Source organism: Providencia sp. PROV_01, assembly GCF_053098325.1.
Window position 1 is genome coordinate 2,645,277 of sequence record NZ_JBRFKD010000002.1, and the last position, 25,858, is coordinate 2,671,134.

21 protein-coding genes and 1 pseudogene are annotated in these 25,858 nt (G+C 40.9%); 6 read left to right on the plus strand and 16 right to left on the minus strand.

The genetic code is table 11. From position 1 onward, the window contains the following. Positions 1 to 158 precede the first annotated feature (158 nt). The gene (locus ACU696_RS12880; RefSeq protein WP_209101542.1) at positions 159 to 1,280 is read right to left on the minus strand and encodes a ribosomal protein uL16 3-hydroxylase; all 1,122 of its coding nucleotides are present in this window, start codon (positions 1,278 to 1,280) and stop codon (positions 159 to 161) included. 466 nt (positions 1,281 to 1,746) lie between these two features. Here ACU696_RS12880 and ACU696_RS12885 point away from each other — a divergent pair, with 466 nt between their 5' ends. Further along, positions 1,747 to 2,025 carry a VF530 family protein gene (locus ACU696_RS12885; protein ID WP_004910941.1) on the plus strand — a complete coding sequence of 93 codons (279 nt, stop codon included), beginning with the start codon at positions 1,747 to 1,749 and terminating at the stop codon, positions 2,023 to 2,025. 253 nt (positions 2,026 to 2,278) lie between these two features. Here ACU696_RS12885 and yjjJ read toward each other — a convergent pair whose 3' ends face one another. From yjjJ to ACU696_RS12900, 3 genes are all read right to left on the minus strand, one after another. Next, positions 2,279 to 3,583, minus strand: coding sequence for a type II toxin-antitoxin system HipA family toxin YjjJ (gene yjjJ, locus ACU696_RS12890; protein ID WP_209101541.1), 1,305 nt, complete (start codon positions 3,581 to 3,583; stop codon positions 2,279 to 2,281). A gap of 345 nt (positions 3,584 to 3,928) precedes the next feature. Then, positions 3,929 to 4,198 (minus strand): hypothetical protein, encoded by a 270-nt coding sequence (locus tag ACU696_RS12895; RefSeq protein ID WP_196718378.1) that lies wholly within the window; start codon positions 4,196 to 4,198, stop codon positions 3,929 to 3,931. An 82-nt stretch (positions 4,199 to 4,280) separates the two neighbouring features. Continuing rightward, the gene (locus tag ACU696_RS12900; protein WP_004910935.1) at positions 4,281 to 4,544 is read right to left on the minus strand and encodes a DUF3811 domain-containing protein; all 264 of its coding nucleotides are present in this window, start codon (positions 4,542 to 4,544) and stop codon (positions 4,281 to 4,283) included. Between the two features lie 157 nt (positions 4,545 to 4,701). Here ACU696_RS12900 and mnmH point away from each other — a divergent pair, with 157 nt between their 5' ends. Then, positions 4,702 to 5,790: a tRNA 2-selenouridine(34) synthase MnmH gene (mnmH, locus tag ACU696_RS12905; protein WP_198634862.1), complete on the plus strand. Its 1,089-nt coding sequence runs from the start codon at positions 4,702 to 4,704 to the stop codon at positions 5,788 to 5,790. Between the two features lie 81 nt (positions 5,791 to 5,871). Here mnmH and ACU696_RS12910 read toward each other — a convergent pair whose 3' ends face one another. From ACU696_RS12910 to ACU696_RS12925, 4 genes are all read right to left on the minus strand, one after another. After that, positions 5,872 to 6,525, minus strand: coding sequence for a LysE family transporter (locus tag ACU696_RS12910; RefSeq protein WP_109912243.1), 654 nt, complete (start codon positions 6,523 to 6,525; stop codon positions 5,872 to 5,874). A gap of 105 nt (positions 6,526 to 6,630) precedes the next feature. Continuing rightward, positions 6,631 to 7,095, minus strand: a complete 465-nt coding sequence (locus tag ACU696_RS12915) for a YaiI/YqxD family protein (protein ID WP_004910930.1) — start codon at positions 7,093 to 7,095, stop codon at positions 6,631 to 6,633. 135 nt (positions 7,096 to 7,230) lie between these two features. Continuing rightward, positions 7,231 to 7,722, minus strand: a complete 492-nt coding sequence (locus tag ACU696_RS12920) for a GNAT family N-acetyltransferase (RefSeq protein WP_164528825.1) — start codon at positions 7,720 to 7,722, stop codon at positions 7,231 to 7,233. 64 nt (positions 7,723 to 7,786) lie between these two features. Then, on the minus strand, positions 7,787 to 9,004 hold the full coding sequence (locus tag ACU696_RS12925; RefSeq protein ID WP_109912241.1) for an MFS transporter: 1,218 nt from the start codon (positions 9,002 to 9,004) through the stop codon (positions 7,787 to 7,789). A 111-nt stretch (positions 9,005 to 9,115) separates the two neighbouring features. Between ACU696_RS12925 and ACU696_RS12930 the strand changes: the two genes are divergently transcribed. Continuing rightward, a complete protein-coding gene (locus tag ACU696_RS12930) occupies positions 9,116 to 9,703 on the plus strand; it encodes a TetR/AcrR family transcriptional regulator (RefSeq protein WP_109912240.1) in 588 nt (195 codons plus the stop codon). Positions 9,704 to 9,852: 149 nt separating this feature from the next. On the opposite strand, the gene ACU696_RS12935 is transcribed toward ACU696_RS12930, so the two are convergent. From ACU696_RS12935 to ACU696_RS12945, 3 genes are all read right to left on the minus strand, one after another. Continuing rightward, positions 9,853 to 10,878, minus strand: a complete 1,026-nt coding sequence (locus ACU696_RS12935; RefSeq protein WP_109912239.1) for a threonine aldolase family protein — start codon at positions 10,876 to 10,878, stop codon at positions 9,853 to 9,855. A 194-nt stretch (positions 10,879 to 11,072) separates the two neighbouring features. Then, entirely contained in the window at positions 11,073 to 11,708 is a 636-nt protein-coding gene (alkB, locus tag ACU696_RS12940) for a DNA oxidative demethylase AlkB (RefSeq protein ID WP_109912238.1), read from the minus strand. Between the two features lie 100 nt (positions 11,709 to 11,808). Beyond that, the gene (locus ACU696_RS12945) at positions 11,809 to 12,681 is read right to left on the minus strand and encodes an EamA family transporter (RefSeq protein WP_209101540.1); all 873 of its coding nucleotides are present in this window, start codon (positions 12,679 to 12,681) and stop codon (positions 11,809 to 11,811) included. A gap of 84 nt (positions 12,682 to 12,765) precedes the next feature. Between ACU696_RS12945 and ACU696_RS12950 the strand changes: the two genes are divergently transcribed. Then, the gene (locus ACU696_RS12950; RefSeq protein ID WP_109912237.1) at positions 12,766 to 13,257 is read left to right on the plus strand and encodes a MarR family winged helix-turn-helix transcriptional regulator; all 492 of its coding nucleotides are present in this window, start codon (positions 12,766 to 12,768) and stop codon (positions 13,255 to 13,257) included. A gap of 46 nt (positions 13,258 to 13,303) precedes the next feature. On the opposite strand, the gene ACU696_RS12955 is transcribed toward ACU696_RS12950, so the two are convergent. The 5 genes from ACU696_RS12955 to ACU696_RS12975 all read right to left on the minus strand — a co-directional run bounded on the left by ACU696_RS12955 (position 13,304) and on the right by ACU696_RS12975 (position 24,017). Continuing rightward, the gene (locus tag ACU696_RS12955; RefSeq protein WP_209101539.1) at positions 13,304 to 15,346 is read right to left on the minus strand and encodes an SWIM zinc finger family protein; all 2,043 of its coding nucleotides are present in this window, start codon (positions 15,344 to 15,346) and stop codon (positions 13,304 to 13,306) included. Next, positions 15,343 to 16,497 (minus strand): VWA domain-containing protein, encoded by a 1,155-nt coding sequence (locus ACU696_RS12960; RefSeq protein ID WP_109912235.1) that lies wholly within the window; start codon positions 16,495 to 16,497, stop codon positions 15,343 to 15,345. Before ACU696_RS12960 ends, ACU696_RS12955 begins: the two co-directional genes overlap by 4 nt. Beyond that, positions 16,497 to 19,043, minus strand: coding sequence for a DUF5682 family protein (locus ACU696_RS12965; RefSeq protein WP_196723413.1), 2,547 nt, complete (start codon positions 19,041 to 19,043; stop codon positions 16,497 to 16,499). Before ACU696_RS12965 ends, ACU696_RS12960 begins: the two co-directional genes overlap by 1 nt. A 105-nt stretch (positions 19,044 to 19,148) precedes the next feature. Next, a complete protein-coding gene (locus ACU696_RS12970) occupies positions 19,149 to 20,258 on the minus strand; it encodes an ATP-binding protein (protein ID WP_109912233.1) in 1,110 nt (369 codons plus the stop codon). 24 nt (positions 20,259 to 20,282) lie between these two features. After that, positions 20,283 to 24,017, minus strand: a complete 3,735-nt coding sequence (locus ACU696_RS12975; protein WP_209101537.1) for a DUF4132 domain-containing protein — start codon at positions 24,015 to 24,017, stop codon at positions 20,283 to 20,285. A 359-nt stretch (positions 24,018 to 24,376) separates the two neighbouring features. On the opposite strand from ACU696_RS12975, the gene ACU696_RS12980 reads away from it, so the two are divergent. Both ACU696_RS12980 and ACU696_RS12985 read left to right on the plus strand, forming a co-directional pair. Then, positions 24,377 to 24,766 (plus strand): RidA family protein, encoded by a 390-nt coding sequence (locus ACU696_RS12980; protein WP_196723410.1) that lies wholly within the window; start codon positions 24,377 to 24,379, stop codon positions 24,764 to 24,766. A gap of 27 nt (positions 24,767 to 24,793) precedes the next feature. Then, a pseudogene (locus tag ACU696_RS12985) lies at positions 24,794 to 25,760 on the plus strand (threo-3-hydroxy-L-aspartate ammonia-lyase). Positions 25,761 to 25,858 lie beyond the last annotated feature (98 nt).

Here is a 25,858-nt window from a genome sequence, read left to right on the forward strand (position 1 = left end):
ACTCCAATCAGAAGTACCGCTAAGTAAGATAATGACTAAAACTAGCTTATTTGACTTTTATTAGATAACAGATAAAACCTAAAAACTGACAAAAGTAGAAGGACAGAAGGGATAAAACACCCATCAGCAGGTGTTTTATCTTGTTGGGCAGGGGCGACTTATTCTTCGAAATACCAATATCCTTGATTGATAAATTCGGTTAATTGCGCAACAAAATCTCGGTTATTCAGTGCCTTACCAAGTTCATTGCTGTCGACTTCCGTAAACTGGCACAATGCATCCGCACCCTTTGTTTCTGTGGTAATCCAGCTTTCAGAATTCACGAAAAAGTGCTCATTAATACGCATCACACGCAAACCGCTCAGTCGGATCAGTTTTTCACCATCATTCAGTGCACTCAGCACTTCTTCCGGTTGGTATGGCGGTTCCGCAGGCGCAATATCCAATTCATGACGTAGAGTCGTTGCAAAACGGCCTAACCACTGTTCAAAATCACCCGGTTTGTTGATCATTTCAATCATCATGGCTCGTAGACGTTCAACCTCATGAAGTTTCATGGTGCCTGTGTTTTCAGTCACCGTGAGGTCAGGATCGCTATAATTTATGCCACCTAAATCCTGTTCCAGCGCATAGTCTGCAAAACTGCTCAGCAGATCACGTCCTGTTGGCCCGCGAAAGCCGACAGAATAGTTCATGGTATCTTCGAAAGTGAAACCATCATGAGGGAATCCCGGCGGAATATACAGAATATCTCCAGGCGCCATTTCTACGTCAATAATCGGTTCAAATGGGTCGACATGTAATAATGCCGGATGTGAGCAGAATTGACGCATAGGTAGGGCATCGCCCACACGCCAGCGGCGGCGTCCCATACCTTGGATGATGAAAACATCATAGTTATCAATATGTGGTCCAACACCACCTTCAGGCACCGAATAGGAGATCATCAAATCATCAAGACGCCACTCGGGTAGTACACGAAACGGTTTTACCAGTTCGGCCGCTGGCATATGCCAATGGTTGACCGCTTGCACCAGTAGTGACCATCCTTTTTCGCCTAATTCGCTGAAATCTTCAAACGGGCCGTGACTCGCTTCCCATTTGTTATCAATAAAGCTGACTAGGCGACTGTCAACTTCCGGCTCCATGGCTAAGCCCGCCAGTTCATCCGGTGTGATAGGGTCGACAAAATCAGGAAATGCATTTTTCAATACAACGGGTTTTTTCTGCCAGTATTTTTCTAAAAATTCAGGCCAGTTAAGATTCAGTTTGTAAGCCATGTGACCACATCTATATGAGTAAATTAGCGGGTAATTATAGAAGTAATACACCGTCATATTCTTGTTTGGCGTCAAACGTCGGTCAATAACTTTTGTGGGAATATCCGTAACATATTGCCAGAATTCATTTCTCACAATAATCATAATATGAATTAGGTTAGTTAGCATGGGACTAACAGATATCAGAGCAATTGCAGAACCCATAGAAGTTATTGCAAAACGGAAGATTTATGAAGTCAAATTGGGTTTAAAACCAAAAAAGAACCAACACGATTAACCAGCCAAAACGCTGGATTTCTTCATTTTATACTTAGGTTCGCATAATGCATATTATGTTAAATGTAATTTCAGGGCAAAAATAGGCCTTGCTCGTTCAGTCATTGTTAACACCCTATTGACTTAGATTGGTATTCAGCTTATTTATATGCGCTTAATAATAACCTGCCTATGCTTCGGATATGCCGTAATGAGTGAATATAAATCGAAAGACCCTTTACATGGAGTTACACTAGAAATGCAAGTTAATGCATTGGTTGATAGATACGGTTGGAGCCAACTTGGACGCATTATAAAAATAAACTGCTTTAACAAAGATCCAAGTATTAAATCTAGCTTAAAGTTTCTTCGTCGCACGCCATGGGCAAGAACTGAAGTTGAGTTACTCTATTTGGATATGATAGAAAACAATTCGATTGATAATACGGGAGCATATCCTAATGACCCATGGTGTAATTCACGACGTTAAAAGCCAAGATAATATTAACGCCTCACTAATGACCACAATCATACATAACAAATATCTACTTAAGCCTTAAATCTACCTTAATGATGTTTAAGGTTTAGGCATTACGGCCGCCCCGCTGGTTAATACCCCTTTCACAAAATCGGGTTGAAATTTCATGGTTAAAAACTTACGTAACCCAATTTTGGCGATCGGTTACATAAGCAATTAACTTTTCATGAATAATGAAAAATACTGACATCTATACCAATGAGCCTCACTCCAAACGGGATATGCGTGACCTCGCCTCATCAAGATGATTACGCAACGCAGTAAGACATTGGCCAAAATTATTTGATAACCGATCACAATTATTTACCAAGGTGAAAAACTCTTCCGCTAGTGCTAACGCCTCTCGCCAAATATCCCCACTGATCCCATCAAGTAGAGTTGCCACTCGAAGTGAGTTTACGATTTCACCGCCCGATTTAGGAGCAAACCCCATAGGCAAAATATCGTAGGCTGGCGCAAGCTGATATGGACGACCATGGCTACTAATAAATGATAAATTACCATGGTGCATATCCGTATTTCCTATCAACATGCCAAATGCCCAAAGTCGCGCAGTACTAATGGCGGCATCGGCATCTACATACCCTTGTTTGACAAGGTCATTCACCAATACAGGCCAAGGTTTCATCGCTTTGCCAACAAACTCAGCTTCTAGAGCTTGTAAAGAGAAAAGACCTATGCGCCCCATTGAACCTAGTCGGTCAAACCGAGGAACTTCAAGAAAGCGCTGCCCACCAAAATCAAAAACTTCTGTTTCTACACCAAGCACTTTTAACGCAAGATGTTCAGCTTGCAATAAATCGCGCCACCGTTCGCTGATTGCGTTATCGTCCAGCGCCGTAAATTTTACGAGTACATGACCACGATCGGTATAAGTACAAAATTTTGGTTGCTCTCCACCGGCTGATGAGCCTGGAGCTTCTCCAGAACTGACAGCCAATGCTAGTGAGGGATAGGTTATAGCTCGATCAACAGGTGTCGGTGAAGGCATATTCAAAAATTGCTTTTTTGCCTGCTCCCCAATTAATAAGTTTCCTACTGCATCATGACCATGGGTAATTAAAGCCCTTATTATATCGCTATCTGACCAGTGTTCTGGGTTAGCCGGTAGACCAAGTTCTGCTGAATAAGTTGATGCATACGCCCGACCAAGATACCCCTGTGGACGCATATCAAACAACCACCATGGCAGGCCATCACTATAAAGGCAGACATTATCTTCCTGCTCCATGACAAATCCCCCGGGGTAAACTGGGATCAGTTTCCCTAGTGGCCTTAAGGTTCCCTCTTCACTGATGCGATAAATAGGTGCCGTGTCAAACCCGCGAAAAGTATCACGCAAAGTATATTGAATAGATGGACCCGAACCAATTCGAACAATGTCTTCACCAAGTGATGTTAACGCTCGAGAAATGGTTGGCTGACTAATGTTCATTATATCAGCGAGTTGCCTTGCCGTTGCTGGCTCTCGACGTAATAATTGACGAATCATTTCAAGTCTATTTGTCATGATTTAATCACTCGGTGAATAGGTTTATGAATAGGTAAATGAATAACTGTATGAATAGATAATCTATCAGCCACCGCTACTTTTGTCACGTGGAAGTTAAACAACCACCGCTGGATACTGAAAGCCGTTGTATTAACTCATAGCATTCATGGATTACCAGTTACTTTTAGTGAAGTTGCCAAAGCGCTAGAAAAAGGAAATTTATTGAATAGAAAAATACAAGGTAGTTGGCAATTTTGCCCAAGAAGGCCGGGAGTCGGCTTCTGCTTTAACTTGGGGATACTATATCGCCAAAAAATGCAAAGAGAGCAAACAGCGAATAATCCGATTATATTGTGTTCCCCACTAGACCCAACCAATTTTACTGGTACTGCACTTAGCATCTTGAGCTTTACAAAAAATACTGCCTTGCCCTTGCCCTAATTCACAACGCCGAGAGGTTTTGTTTCGTGCTGTTTGCTCGGACATTGCAGCTTCTGCATAAAAATTAGAAAAAGGAGATAAAGCGCAAACATGCACAACAACAGAATCATTACGGGATGGTTTCCCATGATAATGGGATTTTGCGACAGCAAAACGACTAAATAACAAGAATAATAACGTAATCTTTTTCATCTTAGAGATCTTTTAATGATTTGAATTGCATAAAATTACAATCACTTAACGCAAATCACTAGCGGAACACTCTGATTAAAAATTAACGATACCCTCTTTTGTGATTTTGTGAAGACCAACTGTATGTTGTATCACTGGGTACTAATTTATCTTTTTTCTTTTCTGCTCGTCGTTTTTTAGCTTGTTTTTCGACTTCTTGAGATATTTCTGTAATAATTTGTTTTCTTACCTTGCTCTGCTCAGAATTGGTTAATTCACGGCCTAGTTTCTTCCTTTCTTGCGCGAGTCTCGTGCGCACTTGGATTTTTTGAGTTTCGGTCATTTCTTGAATCGTTAGCATCTTCATAGTATTACCCCTTACTCATATTAAAAATACCTAACGACAATATATCATTATTACGCAGTAAAATACTAACCCTCGTTTTAAACCTAACATTAATGCCAAGCAATAGGATTAAGAGTATAGTAAACCCATTGCAACTTTAAAGAATCTCTCTGTTATTATGGAATTAACCACTTCTTCGCAAAATATTCGTCAAATCTTAACCACTGGCACACCACTTATCGATGTCAGAGCGCCTATCGAATTTCAACAAGGGTCAATGCCGAATACCATAAACCTGCCTTTGATGAATGATGATGAACGCGCAGCTGTTGGTACATGCTATAAACAACAAGGTTCGGCTAAAGCTGTTGAATTAGGCCACCAGCTTGTCAGTGGTGACCTTAAAATGGCTCGGATCACTGCATGGATAGCAGCTTGTAAACAAAATATGAATGGCTATATTTGCTGTGCACGCGGTGGTATGCGGTCACATATCGTGCAATCTTGGTTAAAAGAGGCCGGTATTGAATACCCTCTCATCAATGGTGGTTACAAAGCATTACGACAAACAGCAATTGATGCCGTTAATGAATTGGTTCAACGTCCTATTATTTTAGTGGGAGGCTGTACGGGGAATGGTAAAACCACTCTCGTACATCATTTAGCGAACGGAATTGATTTAGAAGGTCTCGCACATCATCGTGGCTCTTCGTTTGGTCGTACATTACAACAACAGCACACTCAAGCCACTTTTGAAAATTATTTAGCAGTTACGCTATTGAAAAAAGCCCAACAATGTCAGCGTTGGGTACTGGAAGATGAAGGACGTGCCATTGGTGCAAATAGCCTGCCACTTGAACTACGCGCACAAATGGAAAAAGCGCCAATCGCTATTATTGATGACCCTTTTGAACTGCGTCTTGAGCGTTTAAAATATGAATATTTTGACCGTATGACGCAAGATTTTATAGCGACTTTTGGTTTCGAGCGTGGCTGGCAGGAATATAGCGACTATTTACATCATGGTCTGTTTGCCATCCGTAAACGGTTAGGATCACAGCAGACAATCGAATTGACGCATTTACTTGAGCGTGCTTTAGCAGACCAAAAAACAACCGGAGATACCCAGACACATTTTTCGTGGTTAATCCCATTGTTGAATGAGTATTATGACCCAATGTATCGCTATCAATTAAGTAAAAAACAACACCGCATCATTTTTCGCGGTAATTATCAAGAAGTTGAACATTGGTTAACGCATCAATGAATTCATTTTATTCCACTATAAATAGCCTCATCGCAAAGTCTGAGGCTATTTTATATAGCAATGACTTCTTCATCAGTAAATCTAGAACGGTGATTTCTTCATAGCCAATTCGCTGAACCCTTGGTAAATCAACCTTGTTGCCAACGCCCCTAGAATTAACCCAACACCTTTACCGACCACTTTATGAACTCGTGAATAGGTTCTACGAACAGAAGTTAAAGAGAATGTTTGGCATAAAATAACCCGCCAAACTAATGATGCAATAACAATTCCCAGCCAAATGACTAATTTAGCCCATAATGGTGTTGATGGCGAAATGGTCGTTGAAAAAATACTCATAAAAAATAAAACGGTTTGGGGGTTTGATAAATCAGAAATTAGCCCCCGCCTAAAATAGATACCAGATGGGAAATGTTCCGTAGTATTTTCGGTGGACAGATTAAGTTGCGTTTTGTTATTAAATACACTTAGCGCGTAATAAAGCAAATATAAGCCACCAAGAATTTTAATCAGTGAAAATAATGAGCCAAATTCAGCCATTAATGTGACAAGACCGAATAAACCGAGCCCCGAATAAATGGCATTGCCTAGCACCACACCATAACCACAAGTTAATCCAGCTTTTTTACCTGAGCTCAATGTGGTTTGCACCACAATAAACAAATTTGCTCCAGGATTAAAAAAGGTCAGTATAAATAAGAATAGCGTGATGATAATACTGTGTAATGGGTCCATTATTTTTCTTCAAAAATTTAAGGTTAACCATTATAGACACGGTATAGATTGTAATTCTGTTTTACTATGCACATTTTCTGAGCTTAAATCAAAAAATGTGCTGGCTTATGATGACGCTAGTGATTTCTTACGTTGCAACAGCCATTTATCTAACTCATTAGCAAATTGTTGCCTGTCTTTCTGGTTTAGACTTGCAGGCCCTCCCGTTTGGATGCCACTGGCTCTCATGGTATCCATAAAGTCACGAATATTAAGACGTTCACGAATAGTCGCTTCGCTATAGCGTTCACCACGAGGATTCAATGCATTGGCGCCCTTTTCCATAACTTCTGCGGCTAATGGGATATCTGCAGTGATCACTAAATCATCTTTTTGAGCTCGTAATACAATTTCATTATCCGCTACATCAAATCCTGCGGGCACCTGCAAGGTTTTTAAAAAAGGAGATGGAGGTACTGTTAAGCGTTGGTTCGCAACAAATGTTATTTGCACTTTTTCCCTATCTGCTGCTCGGTATAAAACTTCTTTAATTACTTTTGGACAGGCATCCGCATCAACCCAAATTATCATTATTACTTCCCAAATGGTGATTATCTATGATGAGATATCATATCAGACAACAAAATTACACGTTAGATACTTCGTATGGAAAAACTCCCAAGCTCACTCAGACGGCCTCAAAATAGTGGGCTTGAGAAAATAGGTTTACAGTTTCATAACCATTTCATGCCACGTCATTCCGCCATGGTCAGATTCTGACGGTTTAACATATTGGTAGCCAAAATGCTTATACAGGTCAATATGGCGTTCTTTGCACATAAGATGAATCGTTTTTTTATTCATCTCCTTCATGACATTGATAAACCTTTTCATCAGTAAAGATGAATAGCCTTTACCTTGATACTTGGGATGTACTACTACTGACATAATAACGACATTTGGTGCTTGTGGGTCATGCCCAATGAGTTCTTTAAACTCTTCATCCGACATCACAACATCCCATGCACAACCCGAATTAATAAAACCAACGACTTCCCCGGCTAATTCCATACATAAAAAACCGTCTGGATATTGCTGAACTCGTGTTGCTATTTTTTCTTTTGTTGCCGCTTCATCCCCTTCATAGGATTCGATTTCAATCGCATAACAGGCGTCAACATCATCAAGTGTGGCAGTGCGAAAGACTGGAGAATGCATGAAATTACCTCATTAAATTATTTTTTATGATTTTATCACTACATGGTTTATTTTCTCGTTGTTTTTAATGGTATTCCTCACATTCAACTGCCATTTTTTGTTGTGTTTTATCCCGTAAGTAGCTCAGCCATGTTGAAATGAAAACTAAAACTCCACCAGAGATTGCGACGGCATAACCTGCATAAGGACCATAGGTATCCACCATTTTGCCCGTTAGCATCGCACCAATCGCAACGCCAATATTTAACCCTGCGAGTAACCATGTCATTCCTTCTGTTAATTTATTCCGTGGAACAATTCTCTCAACTAATGTCATTGCAATAATCATCGTCGGTGCAAAGAACAATCCTGAAATAAACACCACCACAGACAAAGAATAAACACCTACCACCCACCACATTGGTACAATAGAAAGAAACGTCATTAAGCCACTGAGGAATAATAAACGTGATAACGGTGTGTTAAAGGTTAATCCGCCAAATACAAGCCCCATCGCACATGAACCAATCGCATAGGCCGATAACACTAAACTGGCCATCGCTGGTTGCTGTTGTAATTGAGCCAACGTGACACTTAAAATATCCACACTGCCAACAATCACACCTAAAGCAATCATTAATACAATCAACAACTGCAAGCCAATCATTGAAATAATTGATTTATTCACCAATACAAGAGAGTCATGCGCCACAACTTTGGGTTCTGTGCTTCGCTGTGAAATAAATAAAGCCATTCCCACGGCTAATAAAATTGCCGCAACCAGTAAACCTGCTTGAGGAAATAAAGCGACAGTGATCCCGACAGATAACGGAGGGCCAACAATAAAAGTGGCATCATCAAATACGGTTTCTAATGAATAGGCTGTTTGTAGTATGGGTTGATCTTTATACAGCGCAGTCCACCTAGCCCTTACCATGGCAGACATACTGGGCATCGCCCCCGTTAATAAAGCTCCGATAAATAAGCCGATATCGGGTAATGATAACCACGTAGTTAAGATAATAATAAACACACCAAGCACACTGATTACGGTCACCACTGGCAAGACGCGAAATTGACCATATTTATCCACTAAGCGAGAAACTTGTGGAGATAGTAACGCATAAGTTAAGACAAAAGTTGCAGAAACAAGCCCTGCTAAGGTATAGCTTCCTTTTAGTTGCGCTAACAAGGTAATGATCCCGATCCCCATCATCGGTAACGATAAACGTGCCAGTAACCCTGCTATCACAAAACGTTGGTTTTCTTTTGCCTGAAATAACTGCTGATAGCGACCTATCATATGAGCTCCAAAATGAAATTTAATTATACATACCTTGCGTATGTATAATCATGATATAATCATACACATTGAATGTAAATAATTATACGCTATGTATGTAAGAGGCTTTTAATGGCAAGAAGAACGCAAGCTCAAATGGCAGAAACACGTGCAAATTTATTAACTACAGCACGAGAGCACTTTAGCCGGCTTGGTTATGCAGAAACCTCAATGGATGAAATAGCAGCAAGCGTTAATCTCACACGCGGAGCCCTTTACCACCACTTTGGTGATAAACAAGGTTTATTTACTGCCGTTGTTGAACAAATTGACTCACAAATGAATGCCCGTTTACAAGCAATTACTCTCCATACTGAAGACCTATGGAATAGTTTTTGTCAGCGTTGTCACGCCTACTTAGAAATGGCATTAGAACCGGAGTATCAACAAATTATTTTGCGTGACGCAAAAGCCGTTTTAGGCGATTTTTTGGCTAAATCAAACTTACAGTGTACTGAACAAATTGAACACCTGCTTCATCAGCTAGTCCAAAATGGCGTTATTAAAAGTATTGATACCCATGCATTGGCTTTTTTAATTAATGGTGGGCTCGCTGAGGCAGCTTATTGGATCTCGCAAGGTGATAGTCAACAGCGACTAAAGAAAAGTGTCGATGCCATAGATATGTTGTTATCAGGGCTATTACTCACGAAAGATTAGCTCTGTGTTACCTTTCGCTGGCACGGATATTGTATCAGTACCAACAATATAATTGCTCAGTAAAATCCTCAATATACCGCCACCATGATAAATAAAACCCAATAAATATAGGTAAAAAATAGGAAATATTTATTGGGTTAATGAATTATCTAAAGTAGAGCTTGGAAAGTCTGTTTTAATTTATCGACATCTTGCTGAGTTGTTGACCACGAGGTACAAAAACGAATACAGGTGGTCTCTGGTGTCGGTTTACATATTTGACTTAATTGATAATGCCCTAATAATTTATTCGCCAGTGCATCTGGGAAAATAACAAAAACTTGGTTTGATTCAACGGGCGCAAGAAACTGAAATCCCTTTTCGGCAAAAAATGAAGCTAATTGTGAAGCCATCTCATTAAGATGACGCCCCAATTTAAAATACAAATCATTATTAAACAGCGGCTCAAACTGGGCAGCAAGCAGCCAACCTTTGGCTTGTAACCCACCTTTTTGTTTAATACTAAAACGAAAATCAGATTGCAGTGCTGGGTTTACAATCACCAATATCTCCCCGGTTAATGCACCAATTTTCGTTCCACCGATATAAAAAATATCAGTTAACTGCGCAACATCTTCAATAGTTAAATCACTATATTTCGACATTAAACCTGAAGATAAGCGAGCGCCATCCATAAATAGCAGTAAGTTATGAGCATCACAAACCTCGCGTAATGCAACTAACTCTTCTTTACGGTAAACGGTGCCAATTTCAGTTGAATTACTAATATAAACAAGCTTAGGTTGGACAGTATGTTCATCATTATGCTCAGACAGTACTTTGATGATATGTTCTGGCGCTAATTTGCCTGATAGTGAATCAACAGTAATAACTTTATGGCCGGTTGCTTCAATCGCCCCTGTTTCATGAACTGCGATATGCCCGCTGTCTACAGTGATAACCGCTTGGTGTGGTCGTAAAACATGGGAAATCGTGGTTAGATTAGTGATTGTACCGCCATTAAAAAAATGAATTTCCGCATTAGGCTGGCCAATTCTTAATCTAATTTTATCTGCTACACGACGACAAATCTCATCAGTGCCATAACCTTTGAAACGTTTCCCTGATAAATCATTTAGGACTTGCATAACTGCCGGATGAGCTATTTCGTTATAATCATTTAAAAAGCTATACATTCACTTACCTATCAATAACTAGTTATATTAATTTATAGCCATTATTTATAGGGGGTTCCAATTCATTATTCAATGATATTTTTGCTATATAAATACCAAAGTTAACGATTAATATTATTTAAGTTGCTGAAATTAAATATTAAGTCATTCATAGTCTATTTCATTGATAAATTGGCATACTGTAAAAGGTGAATTCAGGGTTGAGAATGCCTAAACGTCAAGTTATATCGATACGGGCCTAACAGCGGGTGCACACCTGATTTAACTCGACGCACCCCATGGTAATTTAATCGTGACTGGCCTCCCCATACCAAAACATCGCCATGCTCTATATAAATAGCAACTTTGGGCGCATCTCGAGTTACTCCACCAAAATCAAATGTTGTGGGTAACCCTAAAGAAAAAGAGACAATCGGCTGAGTAAAATCAGTTTCGTCTTTGTCTTGGTGCAATGCCATCGCAGCACCAACGGCATAGCGGTTAATCAAGCAAGCATCAGGGATAAAATGATCAAAGCCAGCAGTGCTCGCTGCAGAAGTGGCCAATTGAACAAAGGAAATTGGTATGGGTTGCCAAGGCTCATTAGTGACAGGGTCACGCTGACTATAGCGATATCCCTTTTCATCAGTTACCCAACCCCAGTCACCGCAGTTAGTCATTGCGGCAGACATTGAGTAGCCATTTGGTGTCGTCATATGTCTTAAGGGGTTAGCTGCAATAATGTTGTTTAATGACTGCAATAATGCATCAGTTTGCCCCAGTAGAAACCCTTTGAGTAAAAAAGCCTCTGGTGCAATTTGTACGGTATTATCTTCATCAGGAAATAACATATTAGCCACTGTTTAATAGTCTGAGTGAATGCTCTAATGAATGTTAACACAGGAAAAAAAGTTGCTCATCACATTCAATGAGCAACCTACAGGGTTAACTTTAACGTTGATAAGCTAGAGTGACTTTTCTTGTTTCCGCTCGCTGACTCGCCCACACACTGAGTAAAATGACAACCATGCCGATAAATTGCAAGGTACTAAGCTGTTGATTGAGATAAAACCATCCCAAAACCACCGCACTCACGGGGCTTAAAAAACCCAGTGACGCCACTGAACTTGGACCTAATATTGCCAGTCCGCGGAACCATAAGGCGTAAGTTAATGCACCGCCAATAAGCGTGAGATACCCTAAACCAATTAAATTTAGTGAACTTAACGTTGGTAAAGCCGGCTCAAATATAATGGCAAACGGTAATAATACTAATCCTCCCGCGGTTAATTGCCATGAAGTAAAGGTTAAAGCACTGACTGGTGGCTGCCACCGGCGACTCAAAACCGTCCCCGCAGCCATTGAAAATGCCCCTGCTAACCCAGCAATAATACCTAAAGGGTCTAAGGCGGCATTCGGTGTTAAGAGCAATATAGCTACCCCGAATACCCCTGCTATTGATGCCATAATGGATACCGCAGATAAACGGTTATTTAACAGCCAGCGGCTTAAAAATAGCACAATTAATGGCTGTACAGCGCCAACCGTTGCGGCGACACCACCAGGTAAGCGATACGCAGCAATAAACAATAGCCACCAAAATAAAGAAAAGTTTAAAACACCTAATACCACTACCCGCAACCACCAAATGCCTTCGGGGAGTTTTCGTAACACAAGTATCAATAGTAATCCTGCAGGTAACGCGCGTAATACCGCCAATGTTAATGGCATCCCTGCGGGTAACATCTCTGTTGTCACTAGATATGTGCTTCCCCACACAATTGGTGCTAATGCTGTCAACCCTAAAACCGTTATACGATTCATATTTCTATTCTCTTAATTTATCTTGAAGTCAAGATATGTGCATTTTACCTTGACGTCAAGATAAATAACCGCCATTATTTGCCTATGGATAGAATAGATAAAATCACTCAACAGTGGGAAAGAGAGCGCCCTGACCTCGATATTAGCCCAATGGGGCTAATTGGCCGGCTAGGTAATGTCGCGTTCCACTTAACTCGGGAAATGGAAAAGGTCTTCGCTCAGTTTGGCCTTAACCGTTCAAGCTTTGATGTACTTGCGACTTTACGGCGTGCAGGTGCCCCCTATACACTGAGCCCAGGAGAAATGTTATCAACGTTGATGGTCACATCAGGGACTATGACCAACCGAATAGACCAATTGGAAAAAGCGGGGTTAGTCAGCCGCCATACTAATCCTGATGACGGCCGCGGCTTTTTGGTTTCATTAACTCCCGAAGGGTTAACGTTAATCAACCAACTTATTGAAGCACACACACAAAACCAGGCTCGCCTCGTCGCTAACTTGTCTCAACAAGAGCAACATGCGTTGAACCAGTTATTACGGACATTCTTAGCGTCATTTGAATCTAATGAATAATAATACGTTGTGTTGAACATAACATGGGGGAATACCTCCCCTCATGTTATTGGCTAAATTGAAAAGGTAATGGCATTTGTAACCGTTCAAAATGGTCACATAAATAAACTAATTGTAAAAGTAATTGGGGTTGTATAGCGCCGGAAGCCACCAAAGGTTTGAACTGATTAGCCAACCAAAGCGCCCCCAAATCTTCAAGTGTTCTAACGACATACGCTATTTCATCTTGTTGAGTCTGAGATAAACGCTGCCTTCCTGTACATGCTTGAGTTTCTAATACCGAAAGTAGCGGCCGAACAAGCTGACTAGCCAACGTTAATTCAGGTACAAAAACTTGGTTTTTTTGCTGTTTTTTCACCATATATTCGATAATTTTATTAAAAAAACCAGAACGTTGTTTCTTACGCGGTGTACTTTCAAAATCTAAATAGAACAGCTCAATACCATGTTCTTTTTTTAACCATAATGTTTTGGGGATTAATTGAAGCACTTCTTGTGAATGGCTCACCTGCACCGTCACAGCACAAATTGGCCATTGCTGCTTTGTAATAAAACGCAATTCCTCAATTTTATGGTCATCACTTCCTTGCCAATTTAGCCGTAAAAACGCCCTGTTTTTTTGTGAATCAATCACCGTCCACAATACACATTGTTCGGTTTCATCCCAATAGAGCGGCTCATAATCAGTAATATGCAATAAAATGGGCGAAAACCTATTCTCTTGTATAAATGTCGGTAATTCGTTAGCCGCTGATTGCCAGTCGGTATAACCGAATTCAGCTTTGATATTAAGGTAATCATCAGTTGTTAATCCTTTTTCTTTGCAGCTAACTGCATAGCTTTCACCGCTAGCTGATAATTTCCCTTCCTCTGATAACCTTGGTAAATGCAATTTAAAGGGGCTTTTCATCAAACTTACTGCGGTATGTTTCCATAACGCCAAGGTTTGCCAAACATTTTGTCGGTTAAACGTCCGGTCAAGGCTATTTCCACGCCCCTGTGTGCATTGAATAATTTTTTTATTTTGTTGATCCCAAAAACTCAATGTAGCACCGATCGCACCGCTATCTGTTTTCCACCAATTCGCATCGATAGGCAGCAAATCAAACTCTATGGGTTGGTCGGTATACTGCCGTCTTTGTAACCCTTTGAGTGCCATAAGCTGATGTTCATTGGCTGTTGATAATTGATACACATAAGCAGATATTTCAGCAATTAACCGTAAAACTTGCCCTTCATCCATCGTAAAATGTTTATCGGCTAAGCGTTTAACTTGCTGGCTAAGGCGTTTCATATAATTGGCTAAGCGAGGCAACCCTTCCGCACGTGCTGACATATTTAGTAATTGCAACTGGCTAGCACTGCTTTGGCTAATATGTGATAGTCCTTGTCGTAACATATCCTGAATGAATTGCTCAACTGAACCCATCACCATTTTATCGTCTTGGGTCAGCTCTTGTTGATGAGTTTGACCTACGGTTATCTCCTCTGGCCATTGCCACTGTTGGCCATGCTGAAACATTAGTTTTGCAATAATAGCGAGATGAACTGCACTTTTTTGTTTTTCAGGTATTGATGAAATCATGCCCTGCAAACCACTACCTCGCATATAAATAATTGGCTCATCATATTCTGGTAGGATAATTTTTAACTGGCTAGAATGTGCTTCATAAACCAGCTCTTTATCTTGCCATACCTGCATAAATCTCAACGCTAAACGAATATCAGGTTTCGGTGTTTGTTTAATTAAGCTTTCTGGTAATAATGCTAATAATTCACTTAGCACCGTTTCACTAGCTACCGGCTCTGCTGAAGTCATTTCTGCGGCTGTATTCGATTGAATCCATAAAACTGCTGCCAAAATGTGTTTACAGCATCCCGTTGCTGGGCAATCGCAAGTGGCTTTTTGGATCCCTTGCGCATCTAAAGAGACACATTGCCCATCACTCGTGAATGTCCCAAGGTTTAAGTCCGTTGGATTAACCTTTTGGTTTTCAACATCTTTGCGTGCACGCCTGAGTAACCCCACATTCGCTAATACGACTAATGCGTCGTCGTCATACTGTAGGTAACTGTTTTTCCAACTCATTGCATGACCTCTGCTAACCATTGCGCAAAATGCTCCGGTGTTAATGCTGCAACATGCATCCCTCTATCTGCGAGTTTTTGGGCAATTTCAGGGTCATAAACAGGGAGTGCCTCGTCATCCAACGCAGCTAAACCTAATAATTTCACTTGTTGGCTATGTAAACGCTGTGTGCAATTGAGTAAATGATTCAGCGCGCCACCCTCTTCAAAATCACTAATTAAGCTAATCACGGTACGTTTTGGGTTACGTATTAAGCTTTCGCAATATTGCATGGCTTTAGCGATATCTGTTCCACCGCCCAGTTGCACTGTCATTAACACTTCAACGGGATCATGCGCAAGATGGCTTAAATCTACCACTTGAGTATCAAAAATCACTAAAGAGACACGCACTGTCGGCAATGCCGCTAATATACTCGCACACACCGCGGCATACATAATAGAGCTCGCCATCGAGCCGCTTTGGTCCACACACAAGATCACATCCCATGGTAAATGCTGTTGCTGACGAGAATTAAAATGGGGTGTTTTGATAACTAACCGTTGATTTTGCTTATCGTAATTCTTCAAATTGGCAGCGATAGTCCCTCTCCAATCAAAATTACGGCTGTTTGGGATCAGTGAACGTTGAAAACGGTTACGCCGCCCTGTTAATGCGTGACGAAATTGGTTACGCATTTGACTTAAAATATCATCAACTACTTTACGTATAATATTTTTAACGGCATCACGGGTTTCTTCATTCATTTTCCCGCGTAAGCTTAACAAGGCTTTAGCGAGGGATTTTGTCGGTTCCATGGCATTGAGCGCCTGTGGATCCTTTAGTAAGCTACTGATCTCATAACGTTCTAACGCTTGGGATTGCATCCGCTCAAAAGTACTATTAGGAAATAATTTACGTGCTTGATTTAACCAGTTAACCGCCGTTAATTGAGAAGCATCTAAGGAGCCGTGGCGTCCAGCTTCTTGTTTTAAGCCTCGACGTTGGTATTCTCGGCGATATAAAAAATCCAAAGAACGTTCTATTTTCAACTCTTCAGCACTAAAGGTGGCTTGGCCCAGCGCGTTATCGGCATATTGCCCGAGGACTAAGCGCCAGCGCTTAGCCAATTGAAGTTGTTCAGGGGTTAATGTCGTATTTTTCTGACTCATTATTTGTCATCCTGAGCACGAGCAAACCAATCCTGTAACCCTAGTTCAATCAGCTGGCTCTGTAATTGTTGTTCGAGTTGAATCACTTCCATCATCTGTTGTTCATTAAATTCTGTCTGGTGCAATGTGAGTTCTTTTGCCTCAATCGCCAAGTCTTGTGCCACATATTGTGCCATTTGTGCATTTTGTTTAGGCGTTAACTGGCTAAACGCAAACCGTAAATCAGGTAACACCTGAATAAAACGCCCTTCATCCCATTCACTAAGCAACTGATTTAACATATCAATTAATAATGGTATGCGTAAGACTAACTCTGGTGCTGTTCGCATCACACCGATAAAATAGCCAATTGCCATTTCAGGATCACTGCCTGTGCTGAACGCGCGCCTAATTTCATCTGTCAGGACGGTTTCATCAATTTTCGCCCCAAGGTAACGCAAAGCATCCACTGCGCCTTTTAAAAGCGGTGTCTGATTTAACTGACCTTCACAACGGCCTAATGCCTGATAAAAATCATTGGTGTAGTCATGGCTGTTATTAATTTCAGGCATAAAAGTGATTAATTCACGGCAAGAAAGTAATGCTGAAAAATGAGGCTCTTGCTGCTGTTCATCCCCTTGTGTAATTTGAGCAAAACAATAAAATGCTTGTTGTAATAAGGCATCTAAACGCGCTTCGATAGCAAAATTATCTTCAATATCAAAGAATTGACGCCCCCTCCAAAGATGAACCAGTTTATGACCACAAGCAATCAATGATTCAAACTTTGTATCCTGCTGAATATAACCATCCAACAAAGAAAATAATGCGGGCATCCGTTGATGTAACCCAATTAACGCGGCTTGCATAAGGAGTGCAACCGCACTTTGGCTTGAGCGACTAACCCCTTGTTGTTCTAGGTTTTTTTCCATTTCAAACAAACGGGCTAGCGCGATAGCTTTTAATTGCGTTCCTTTTTCCGATAATGCAATCAATTCCCCCTCAACATTAGGCGTCCATGCGTATTGCCATTCTTCAAATAATAAATCCATTTGGTTACCCGACAAAAAGTTTGGCCCAGAGAGCAGCTTAGCAAAATGGATATCAAGAAATGCTAGTAAATGCAGAAATCGGCTGCGCGCACGATGTTGTTGGTTACGATAAACATCTAAGCGGCTCACCTTACTTAAGGTATCATCAAGTTTGAAACGAAAGCTTTTTGCTAATTCATAAGTTTCAGTGACTAACGGAGGTGTTGCTGTCCCTTTGGGAATTTTTCCGAGTAAAAAGCCGGAAAAACAGGTTGTTATTTCCTGCCAAAGTTCAACTTGGCTTTCATCTAAGCTACCTTTGATAAAAACGCTTTGTAACCCATCCAACAGGTCATAACGCCCTGGGCCTGCATGCCCACGAAAGACGGCAAGGCGAATGCTTTGCTCTGCAGCCAGTTTAACCGATAAAAACCCGGGAGCCGCTTCAAATTGCCTTTCACGTAAGATATTCGCAACTTTAGAAAGATAGGCAACACCTAAACGGTTTCGATAAGCCTGCGTAGGCTGGTTATCGCCTGTCAACTGTGCTTGGCGTTGCTGCAATAATGACAACCATGATTGTTGGTAAAATGCAGGAGAAGGCATGCCGGATGCATAGCCATTTAATGCATCAAGTTTGTCATAGCTATAGCGAATAAACCAAGCCTTGTCTTGTTCACCCAATTTTTGTTGTTGAATAAACGCTTTTTGTTGTGCTACAGAAAGCTTAAATTGTTGATTGCGAGTCTCTTCTAACCCTTCAAGAAGCGCAAGGGTATGGAATCCTCCCGTCACCACCACAATTTTAGCTTGTGGGTGCTGGGCTTTAATGGTCTGGATATGCGCTTGCATATAGCGCTCACGCTGTATAGAGCCTTCTGCTTCAAGGACTTGGGGCTCATAATCAAGCCGTGCCAATGCACACCAAATAAAGCTATCCATGAAAAATGTCTGCCAATCCGCGAGTTGTTCAATCGCCCGTAATTCAAAAATTTGCTCCCATAATTCATCATGGTCACGGCAACCACTTTTTTTCGCAAGCTGGCTAATAAATAGGCTATGGGCTAAGTAGCGTTCTTTCTGCAAACTTTGAGATTGCAACTCATTGGCTTCGTCTTCATTAACTTGCGCTGTCCATGGTAAGTCAATGAAACGCAACTGGGCTTGGTGTTGTTGGCCGATTTGTAAAGCCTGCCATTCAGGGGAATATTCACAGAAAGGAAAATAAGCAGATCGAGTGACAACGTCACTTTTATCTCCTACTTGTGCGGGTTTTACTTCTGTTTGTGCCATAATAGCGACAGGTGGCTGGGTATCATGATGTAATAAGCTCGCCAGTAGCCCATTAAAACTATCGGGTCCCTCGATTAAAACATAGTCAGGTTCGATTTGTTCAATCAACGACAACGTGCTGTATGCACATGCGGGGCTATGATGCCGAATAGGTGCAAAGTAGATACCGGCTGATTCAAGTTGTTGCCTGTTGTGTAATGCATTTTCAATGCGTTTTGGTAAAGGTATAGATAGCAAGCTCACCGCTGATTTCCCTAAGGGTTATTCGTCTTAAATGGCCTAGTACTAATTCAATCATCATGACGAGGGGTTAGTAGAACCATAGTGGCTCTACCTTGTTATGAAACTTTATTGCCAATATGCCCTCGAAGCATCAAAAAAAGCTTTCCACTCTTGGCTATGTTTCGCCCTTTCTCTCGCGACATTGTCAATGTAATAACGCATCCGTTTGATATCATCTGCGTTATCTTTTAAAACCACACCAATAAGCTGGCGTGCAACTGCTCCTGCATTGAGTATGCCATCACCTAAGTAATGGGCTTCAAGTGCACATGCATAAGCAATATTAACGGCTTCAGCTGTCGACATCACCGCGTCTGGCGTTTTAATGCTGCCCCCATCTTTGGTATTTCCTGAACGCAATTCTTGGAACGTGGTGACCAACAGCTCGATCACGTTGCTTGGGATGGTTACTTGGCCATTGAGGTCAGCTAACTCTGCGGTTAATTGCTTATTGATCAGCTTAATTTCAAATGCGGGATCTTGGATAGGCCGTACCGTTTCAAAATTAAATCGACGTTTTAACGCTGATGACATTTCATGAACGCCACGATCACGCAAGTTTGCTGTACCAATTAAATTAAACCCTTGCTTCGCGCTGATCCGTGCATTGTCTTTCATTTCAGGGATCATCATTTGCTTTTCTGACATCAAGCTAACCAGCACATCTTGAATTTCAGGAGGACAGCGCGTGATCTCTTCAAAACGAACAATTTTCCCCTCTTGCATACCTTGGTATAACGGCGAGCTAACCAATGCTTTCTCTGTTGGGCCTTCAGCTAATAGCAATGCATAATTCCATGAATATTTAATATGATCTTCAGTTGTGCCCGCGGTTCCTTGAATGGTTAAACCTGAATCACCACTAATTGCAGCGGCTAATAACTCCGATAACATGGATTTTGCCGTCCCAGGCTCCCCGACTAACATTAACCCTTGTTTACCTAATAACGTCACAATTGCACGGTCAACTAAAGCATCATCACCAAAAAATTTTGCAGAAATATTGAGTGATTCATCACCTAAGATAAATTGCCTAACAGCACGAGGTGAGCGCAACCACCCTTGTGGTTTCGGGTTCTGTTTATCTGCTTCGGTTAAACGCGCCAATTCATCGGCAAAACGAATTTCTGCGCTTTCACGCAGAATATTCCCTTCTATTGTTTTACTTTTAGTCATTCTAAAATCCTACGTTAAACCCACTTACCAAGGTGTTTTCTTTTCCCACTCAGGATCAAAACCTGCACACGCATCCGCAACTTTTAAATAATCCGCATAGCTTTCAGCTAATAAAATAGGTGGGATATCTTTTAACTCGATATAGCTGCGGTTCCATGAGCTTTGTTGTGATTTTTCGAAGCTTAATGAAAACAAGACCGCTGGAATATTTTCCTCTGGCACATAGCTGCCACTAAATTCGATATAGACATAAAAACCTAAACTGGCGAAGTGTTTTGCATAATGGGTAAAACTCCCACCGTCTTCTGCTTGCCCACGTTGGTAACCCATTTTTGTCAAGACGCCACGCAAGGTATAGGTGTCGGTTAACCACCCTTTACGATCTTCAATTTCAGTTAATTTCAGATCCAGAGCAGGGATTTTATGTTCCATTTGTGAAAATAAAAATTTCACTTTGTAATCTTTAAAGTGCGTTATCCACGCTTTTCGCTCATCTTCACTGACCAATGCAGCATGGGCTAATTTGATGTAAGAGTCAGCAGATAACGTCACTTCGTCATCATCTAAATTTAATAAACTGCCATCATCCGATGGACGAAACACATTCAGGATATTGTTCTCTTTCGTTTCTATCCAAACTAATTTTTCGATAAGGCCACGCATCACCGGGTGCGCTTGGATATATTCCTGCCAATCTGCGGTTGTCCAAAGGCGCTCTGCGCACATCGCTTCATATAAACGAGCCGTTTGCAGTTCAATGACTTGCTTGAGTTCTTTTTTACTCGCAGTGAATAGCTTTTTAGATTCTTTAGCCAATTCTTCGTTATCGGTTTTACGTGCAGCGGGTAATGCTTTGATTTCTTTGCCTTCTGGATTAAATAAGACTAATTTTTGCTGTGCGTCCAGCTTCGCAGTAAACGTACGGTCACCATATTCAAGTGCCAAAATACCTGTTTCATCCATTCCGGCAGTCGGTATTGTTCTATCTGCAAGTTCATCCGCGCTCCAACCATTACGTTCAGCAATTTGAGCAACAAGTCCGCGCGCTTTTTCTTGAACTGACGCGGTACGATAACGGCGAGAAAGTGACAATAATAATTGAATAATCAGAGGGTCATTGCTTGTCGCCACCGCATCAATCATGGCTTCAATTTGTGCGCGACGTTGGTAATGATCACGCATATAGTTGCGCAATGTGGTTACGGCAAGGTGCCCTTCAATACCACAAATCAGCGCTAACATTCCTTTATCACTAATAGCGGAGCCTAAATAGCGGCGCAGAACTTCATTTTTTATCTCATTAAACGTCTGCTCGAAAGTATAGTTTTCATACTGACTATAATATTCAGGCCAGCGTTTCACCCAATCTTGATAATTAGCTAAGCGTTTTGGGGCATCACGTTCTGCTTCTGCCATTGCCATTTCTAATGACGGCCCAGCAATATCTTGCCCGATAAAACTATTTAAAATAAAACTACCTAATTTCTTTTGGCTATCTATCGAAAGTAAACCAATATAACGTTGAAGTAATCCATTACCCGCTGGCATTTTTAATTTAACGGCCAGAACCACCCACCAGCGAATAATATCGGCTTCTACGGGTTTATTATTTTGCCAAGTTAATGCCGGCAAAGAATCGAGATTAAACCATGCCATACTGGCAGGCGCTTTCGCTTTTAGTCCTTTTTGCGCTTCAGCTAATAACACTTTAGGCGCAAGATAACCTGAAATATCCTCGCCAAATTGTTCCAGCGCAGTTAATAAGGCAGCCCGTACAACTTCCCGTTTTTCTTTCTTTAATAAGGCATAGAGTGGTTTTAATGACTCTGGATTTTTCAAACGTGCCAACCATTCAATTGCGGTGACACGAATTTCTTGTTTGCCTGAATCTAACCCTTCTGCCGCGTTGAGGTGAATATTCGGTAATGTCTCTAGTAGTTTTTGCGCGCTCAGACGATGGGTTTTATTTTCCCCAAGAGCCAACTCCATAATACGTGGAATAAAACGTGCTGGAATGGTCGGTAACATTGCAAGGACATCAATTCCACTCGCCGCATCATATTCTTGATAATAACGCTGCGTTTCTTGTTGAGGAATTAAACCTAATGCTTCTGCAATAAAATCTGGGTATTGAATGAAAAACGGCCAAACTTGTGCTGGCTGGTTAAAAATTGCTAACCCATTAGCATATGAGCGTAAACAAAGGTCTGCAATCAACCGTGTTGCGTTTTTAAAATGACATTGTGTTAACGTTTTTTCTAGCTGACGCAATTCAATTTGCCCAAGAATTCGCGGTGGAACTTCCCGTGTAAGATGGTAATGGGATAAATGTTCCTCATTTGTTCGGTTATGGCTGATCAGACGTAATGCATGGAATAAGGTATATTCGGGCAAGTTAGTAATACGTTCTTTAAATTTCACCACGCTATATTCATGGTCAGTAATAATTTCCTTACCTGAATTCAGCTTATCAATCACCTTACAGCAGGCTTGCGCATTGAGTTTTTGGAATTCTTTATAATGTCGCTGTGCCCAATTGTAGCTGTGCTTCTGTTTTTTGTTTTCTTCAATTTCACTTTCTGCATTTTCCTTGGCTTTTTGCAGCATTTCATTGAAATTATTAACTAAGATATCTTTTGCACTTTCAGGCAGCGGTGTATCTTCTAATTCAATAAACTCAGGTAACTCAGTCTCTTCAACTTGGCTGGCGGTATCCATGACTGAAAATCTCGAAATTGCACTTTCAATACTTTTCAGTACGGTTTTATTGGTTTCCGTTGTCAATGCCGCTGCTAATATCTCTCTGTGTTCGCCTATACGGGCAAACAAATCTGCTGCTTGGGTACGCTGTTTTGGCGTACCTCCAGTTAAAATTTGAGTTAAGTGTTGCGTAACCGATTGTGCAGGTAAAATTGCCATTGTGGGTTCCGCGGCTGCACGCACTGTTTTTAACGAACTAGTAGCAAAAGAAACTAATACATCAGCAAAAAGCGTATAAAGCTCAACGTCTTTCTTCAGTGTGTTGATTAACTGAATTTGCCCTGCAGCAGATAAATTATTCACTAACGTCTGCTTAATAAATGCTTGTTCTGCGATTAAATACGCTTTGAATCCTGGAATGGCAAATAACCGATTTAAGTTATCATAATGGTAATCAGATAAATGATGACGATCGAAAATGATATATAAAATAGTGTTAGCCGGTTTATCTGTCTCTTGTTCGATGATTTCAGTTAGTAGGTCAAAATGCCAATGTTTACGGTGTTCTAACTTAGTATCCCGCGAATTATCATAGGTTTTTGCAAAGGCATCGCCCATTAAATAACTTACCCACGATGGTAATTCAGGTGTTAATACTTTGATGTTAATATCTTGGCACGCCGCCGCTAATACTTTTGCAAAACGGGCAATTTGCGATGAAGTAATCCCATCGCCCACTTTCGAATATAGTTTATGTCTTGCATTTGCCCCTTGGCGAATTAATTTATTATATTGGCTCGAATTAAAGCTATTTCCTCCCCACCACCAATCTACGGTACCGGGTTTATCGAGCAAAATAACCGCTTTTTCGTTATCCAATTGGCTTAATTGAACCAATACTTCTGGCGATTTTCCATCTAATACATACTCTAAAACGGTTTTAGGTAGTTCTTCATCTAAGACAGACAAAGGTAAAAGCGCTTCTTGTAAATATTGTTCTGCAGCGGGTGATTCTTTTTTCCCAAAAATTGAAAGAAGATTAAATGTGAACTTTGCCATCTGACATCCCTAAAAGTATTTATATAACAACTTCTTATCATTTTAATCATATCGTCACAATTTGATTATTCTTAATCGTTTTTAATTAAGATATATCATTTAACCCGTCTTGCGATTTTAAATTCTGCCTATAGGGATATAGCTATAGGTTTACTCTTTATAATTAAACTTTACCCAATAAATTATTTAATTAACTGCCTTATACCTATATTTTTCTTTTTATTATGTTGACGATAATTCTGATAACAGTTTATTGCTATTTACATCAAATTTATTCGCGAAGAAAACGTTGACTAAACACTAAATCTAATATTAGACTAAAAATCTAGTCAACGTATTTTGTGCATGGTGAGGCAGATATGAGTCAACTTATTGAATGTGTGAATGCACCGACACTCATTGCTCCAAAAGGGCATTATTCACACTGTGTTACTGCTAATGGATTGGTTTTTATCTCAGGGCAATTACCCGTTGATAAGTTAGGCAATGCGATGACTGACGTAGCATTCCAAGAGCAAGCCACGCTTGTGCTTGCTAATTTACAAGCATGCTTAGATGCTGTTAATTGTAGCAAAGCGCATTTGGTTCAAGTTCGAGTTTATATAACAGATATGGAAAATTGGCCGTTATTCAACCAGATTTATGCTAAGTGGATAGGCGATCACCGCCCAGCCCGTGCTGTCGCAGGCGTTGCTGAACTTCATTTTGGTGCAGCATTAGAAATTGAAGCGATTGCGATGTCTGCTTAATTACTTATTATTCATTGGGGTTATATCATGTCAGGATTAATATTACCGACTTATCAAGATGTAGAAGCAGCAGCACAACGTATTGCGGGTTTTGCACATAAAACCCCTGTTCTCACCTCAACCACCGCAAATAAAGAATTTGGGGGCGAACTGTTTTTTAAATGTGAAAACTTTCAGCGTATGGGGGGCGTTTAAATTTCGAGGAGCCTTTAATGCGTTGAGTTTGTTAAGCCCCGAGCAGAAAAAAGCGGGCGTTATTGCATTTTCTTCCGGTAACCATGCACAAGGTATCGCTTTAGCAGCGCAACTTTTGCATATTCCTGCCACTATTCTTATGCCCAATGACGCACCTGCGGTGAAAGTGGCTGCTACACAAGGTTACGGTGCCACCGTTATCCGTTTTGATCGCTATAAAGAAGACAGAGAAGTGCTTTGCCAACAACTCGCTACTCAACAAGAGTTAACGATTATTCCTCCTTATGACCACCCTGATATCATCGCTGGCCAAGGTACCGCAGCCAAAGAACTGATTGAAGAAGTGGGTGAATTGGATGCCCTATTTGTTTGCTTAGGTGGCGGAGGCCTACTTTCAGGGTGTGCCATTGCCACCAGAAAATTATCACCTAACTGCCAAATTTATGGGGTTGAGCCTTTAGCCGGCAATGATGCGCAACAATCATTTCATCGAGGGGAAATTGTGCACATTGATACGCCAAAAACCATCGCAGACGGTGCGCAAACCCAACATCTAGGTAACTACACCTTTGCTGTTATCAAAAACAAGGTTGATGATATTTTCACTGTAACCGACGAGCAACTTATTGATCGCATGAAATTTTATGCTGAACGCATGAAAATTATCGTTGAGCCGACAGGTTGCTTATCCTATGCTGCTGCCCTTGCCCACAAAGAACAATTCCAAGGTAAGCGCGTGGGGGTCATTGTCAGCGGTGGTAATGTTGATATTCAGCACTTTGCACAATTAGTTTTATAAGTAATTAGTTTCATAATGAACACCGCCCTTCATCTATTAGCAATACTAAAAATAGGTTAAAATTAGGGATTAGCAATTGATGGATGAAGGGAAACAGC

Coding starts and splice junctions, on each gene's coding strand:
- ACU696_RS12880 (WP_209101542.1), bottom strand. CDS start 1,280: ATGGCTTACAAACTGAATCTTAACTGGCCTGAATTTTTAGAAAAATAC.
- ACU696_RS12885 (WP_004910941.1), top strand. CDS start 1,747: ATGAGTGAATATAAATCGAAAGACCCTTTACATGGAGTTACACTAGAA.
- yjjJ (WP_209101541.1), bottom strand. CDS start 3,583: ATGACAAATAGACTTGAAATGATTCGTCAATTATTACGTCGAGAGCCA.
- ACU696_RS12895 (WP_196718378.1), bottom strand. CDS start 4,198: ATGAAAAAGATTACGTTATTATTCTTGTTATTTAGTCGTTTTGCTGTC.
- ACU696_RS12900 (WP_004910935.1), bottom strand. CDS start 4,544: ATGAAGATGCTAACGATTCAAGAAATGACCGAAACTCAAAAAATCCAA.
- mnmH (WP_198634862.1), top strand. CDS start 4,702: ATGGAATTAACCACTTCTTCGCAAAATATTCGTCAAATCTTAACCACT.
- ACU696_RS12910 (WP_109912243.1), bottom strand. CDS start 6,525: ATGGACCCATTACACAGTATTATCATCACGCTATTCTTATTTATACTG.
- ACU696_RS12915 (WP_004910930.1), bottom strand. CDS start 7,095: ATGATAATTTGGGTTGATGCGGATGCCTGTCCAAAAGTAATTAAAGAA.
- ACU696_RS12920 (WP_164528825.1), bottom strand. CDS start 7,722: ATGCATTCTCCAGTCTTTCGCACTGCCACACTTGATGATGTTGACGCC.
- ACU696_RS12925 (WP_109912241.1), bottom strand. CDS start 9,004: ATGATAGGTCGCTATCAGCAGTTATTTCAGGCAAAAGAAAACCAACGT.
- ACU696_RS12930 (WP_109912240.1), top strand. CDS start 9,116: ATGGCAAGAAGAACGCAAGCTCAAATGGCAGAAACACGTGCAAATTTA.
- ACU696_RS12935 (WP_109912239.1), bottom strand. CDS start 10,878: ATGTATAGCTTTTTAAATGATTATAACGAAATAGCTCATCCGGCAGTT.
- alkB (WP_109912238.1), bottom strand. CDS start 11,708: ATGTTATTTCCTGATGAAGATAATACCGTACAAATTGCACCAGAGGCT.
- ACU696_RS12945 (WP_209101540.1), bottom strand. CDS start 12,681: ATGAATCGTATAACGGTTTTAGGGTTGACAGCATTAGCACCAATTGTG.
- ACU696_RS12950 (WP_109912237.1), top strand. CDS start 12,766: ATGGATAGAATAGATAAAATCACTCAACAGTGGGAAAGAGAGCGCCCT.
- ACU696_RS12955 (WP_209101539.1), bottom strand. CDS start 15,346: ATGAGTTGGAAAAACAGTTACCTACAGTATGACGACGACGCATTAGTC.
- ACU696_RS12960 (WP_109912235.1), bottom strand. CDS start 16,497: ATGAGTCAGAAAAATACGACATTAACCCCTGAACAACTTCAATTGGCT.
- ACU696_RS12970 (WP_109912233.1), bottom strand. CDS start 20,258: ATGACTAAAAGTAAAACAATAGAAGGGAATATTCTGCGTGAAAGCGCA.
- ACU696_RS12975 (WP_209101537.1), bottom strand. CDS start 24,017: ATGGCAAAGTTCACATTTAATCTTCTTTCAATTTTTGGGAAAAAAGAA.
- ACU696_RS12980 (WP_196723410.1), top strand. CDS start 24,377: ATGAGTCAACTTATTGAATGTGTGAATGCACCGACACTCATTGCTCCA.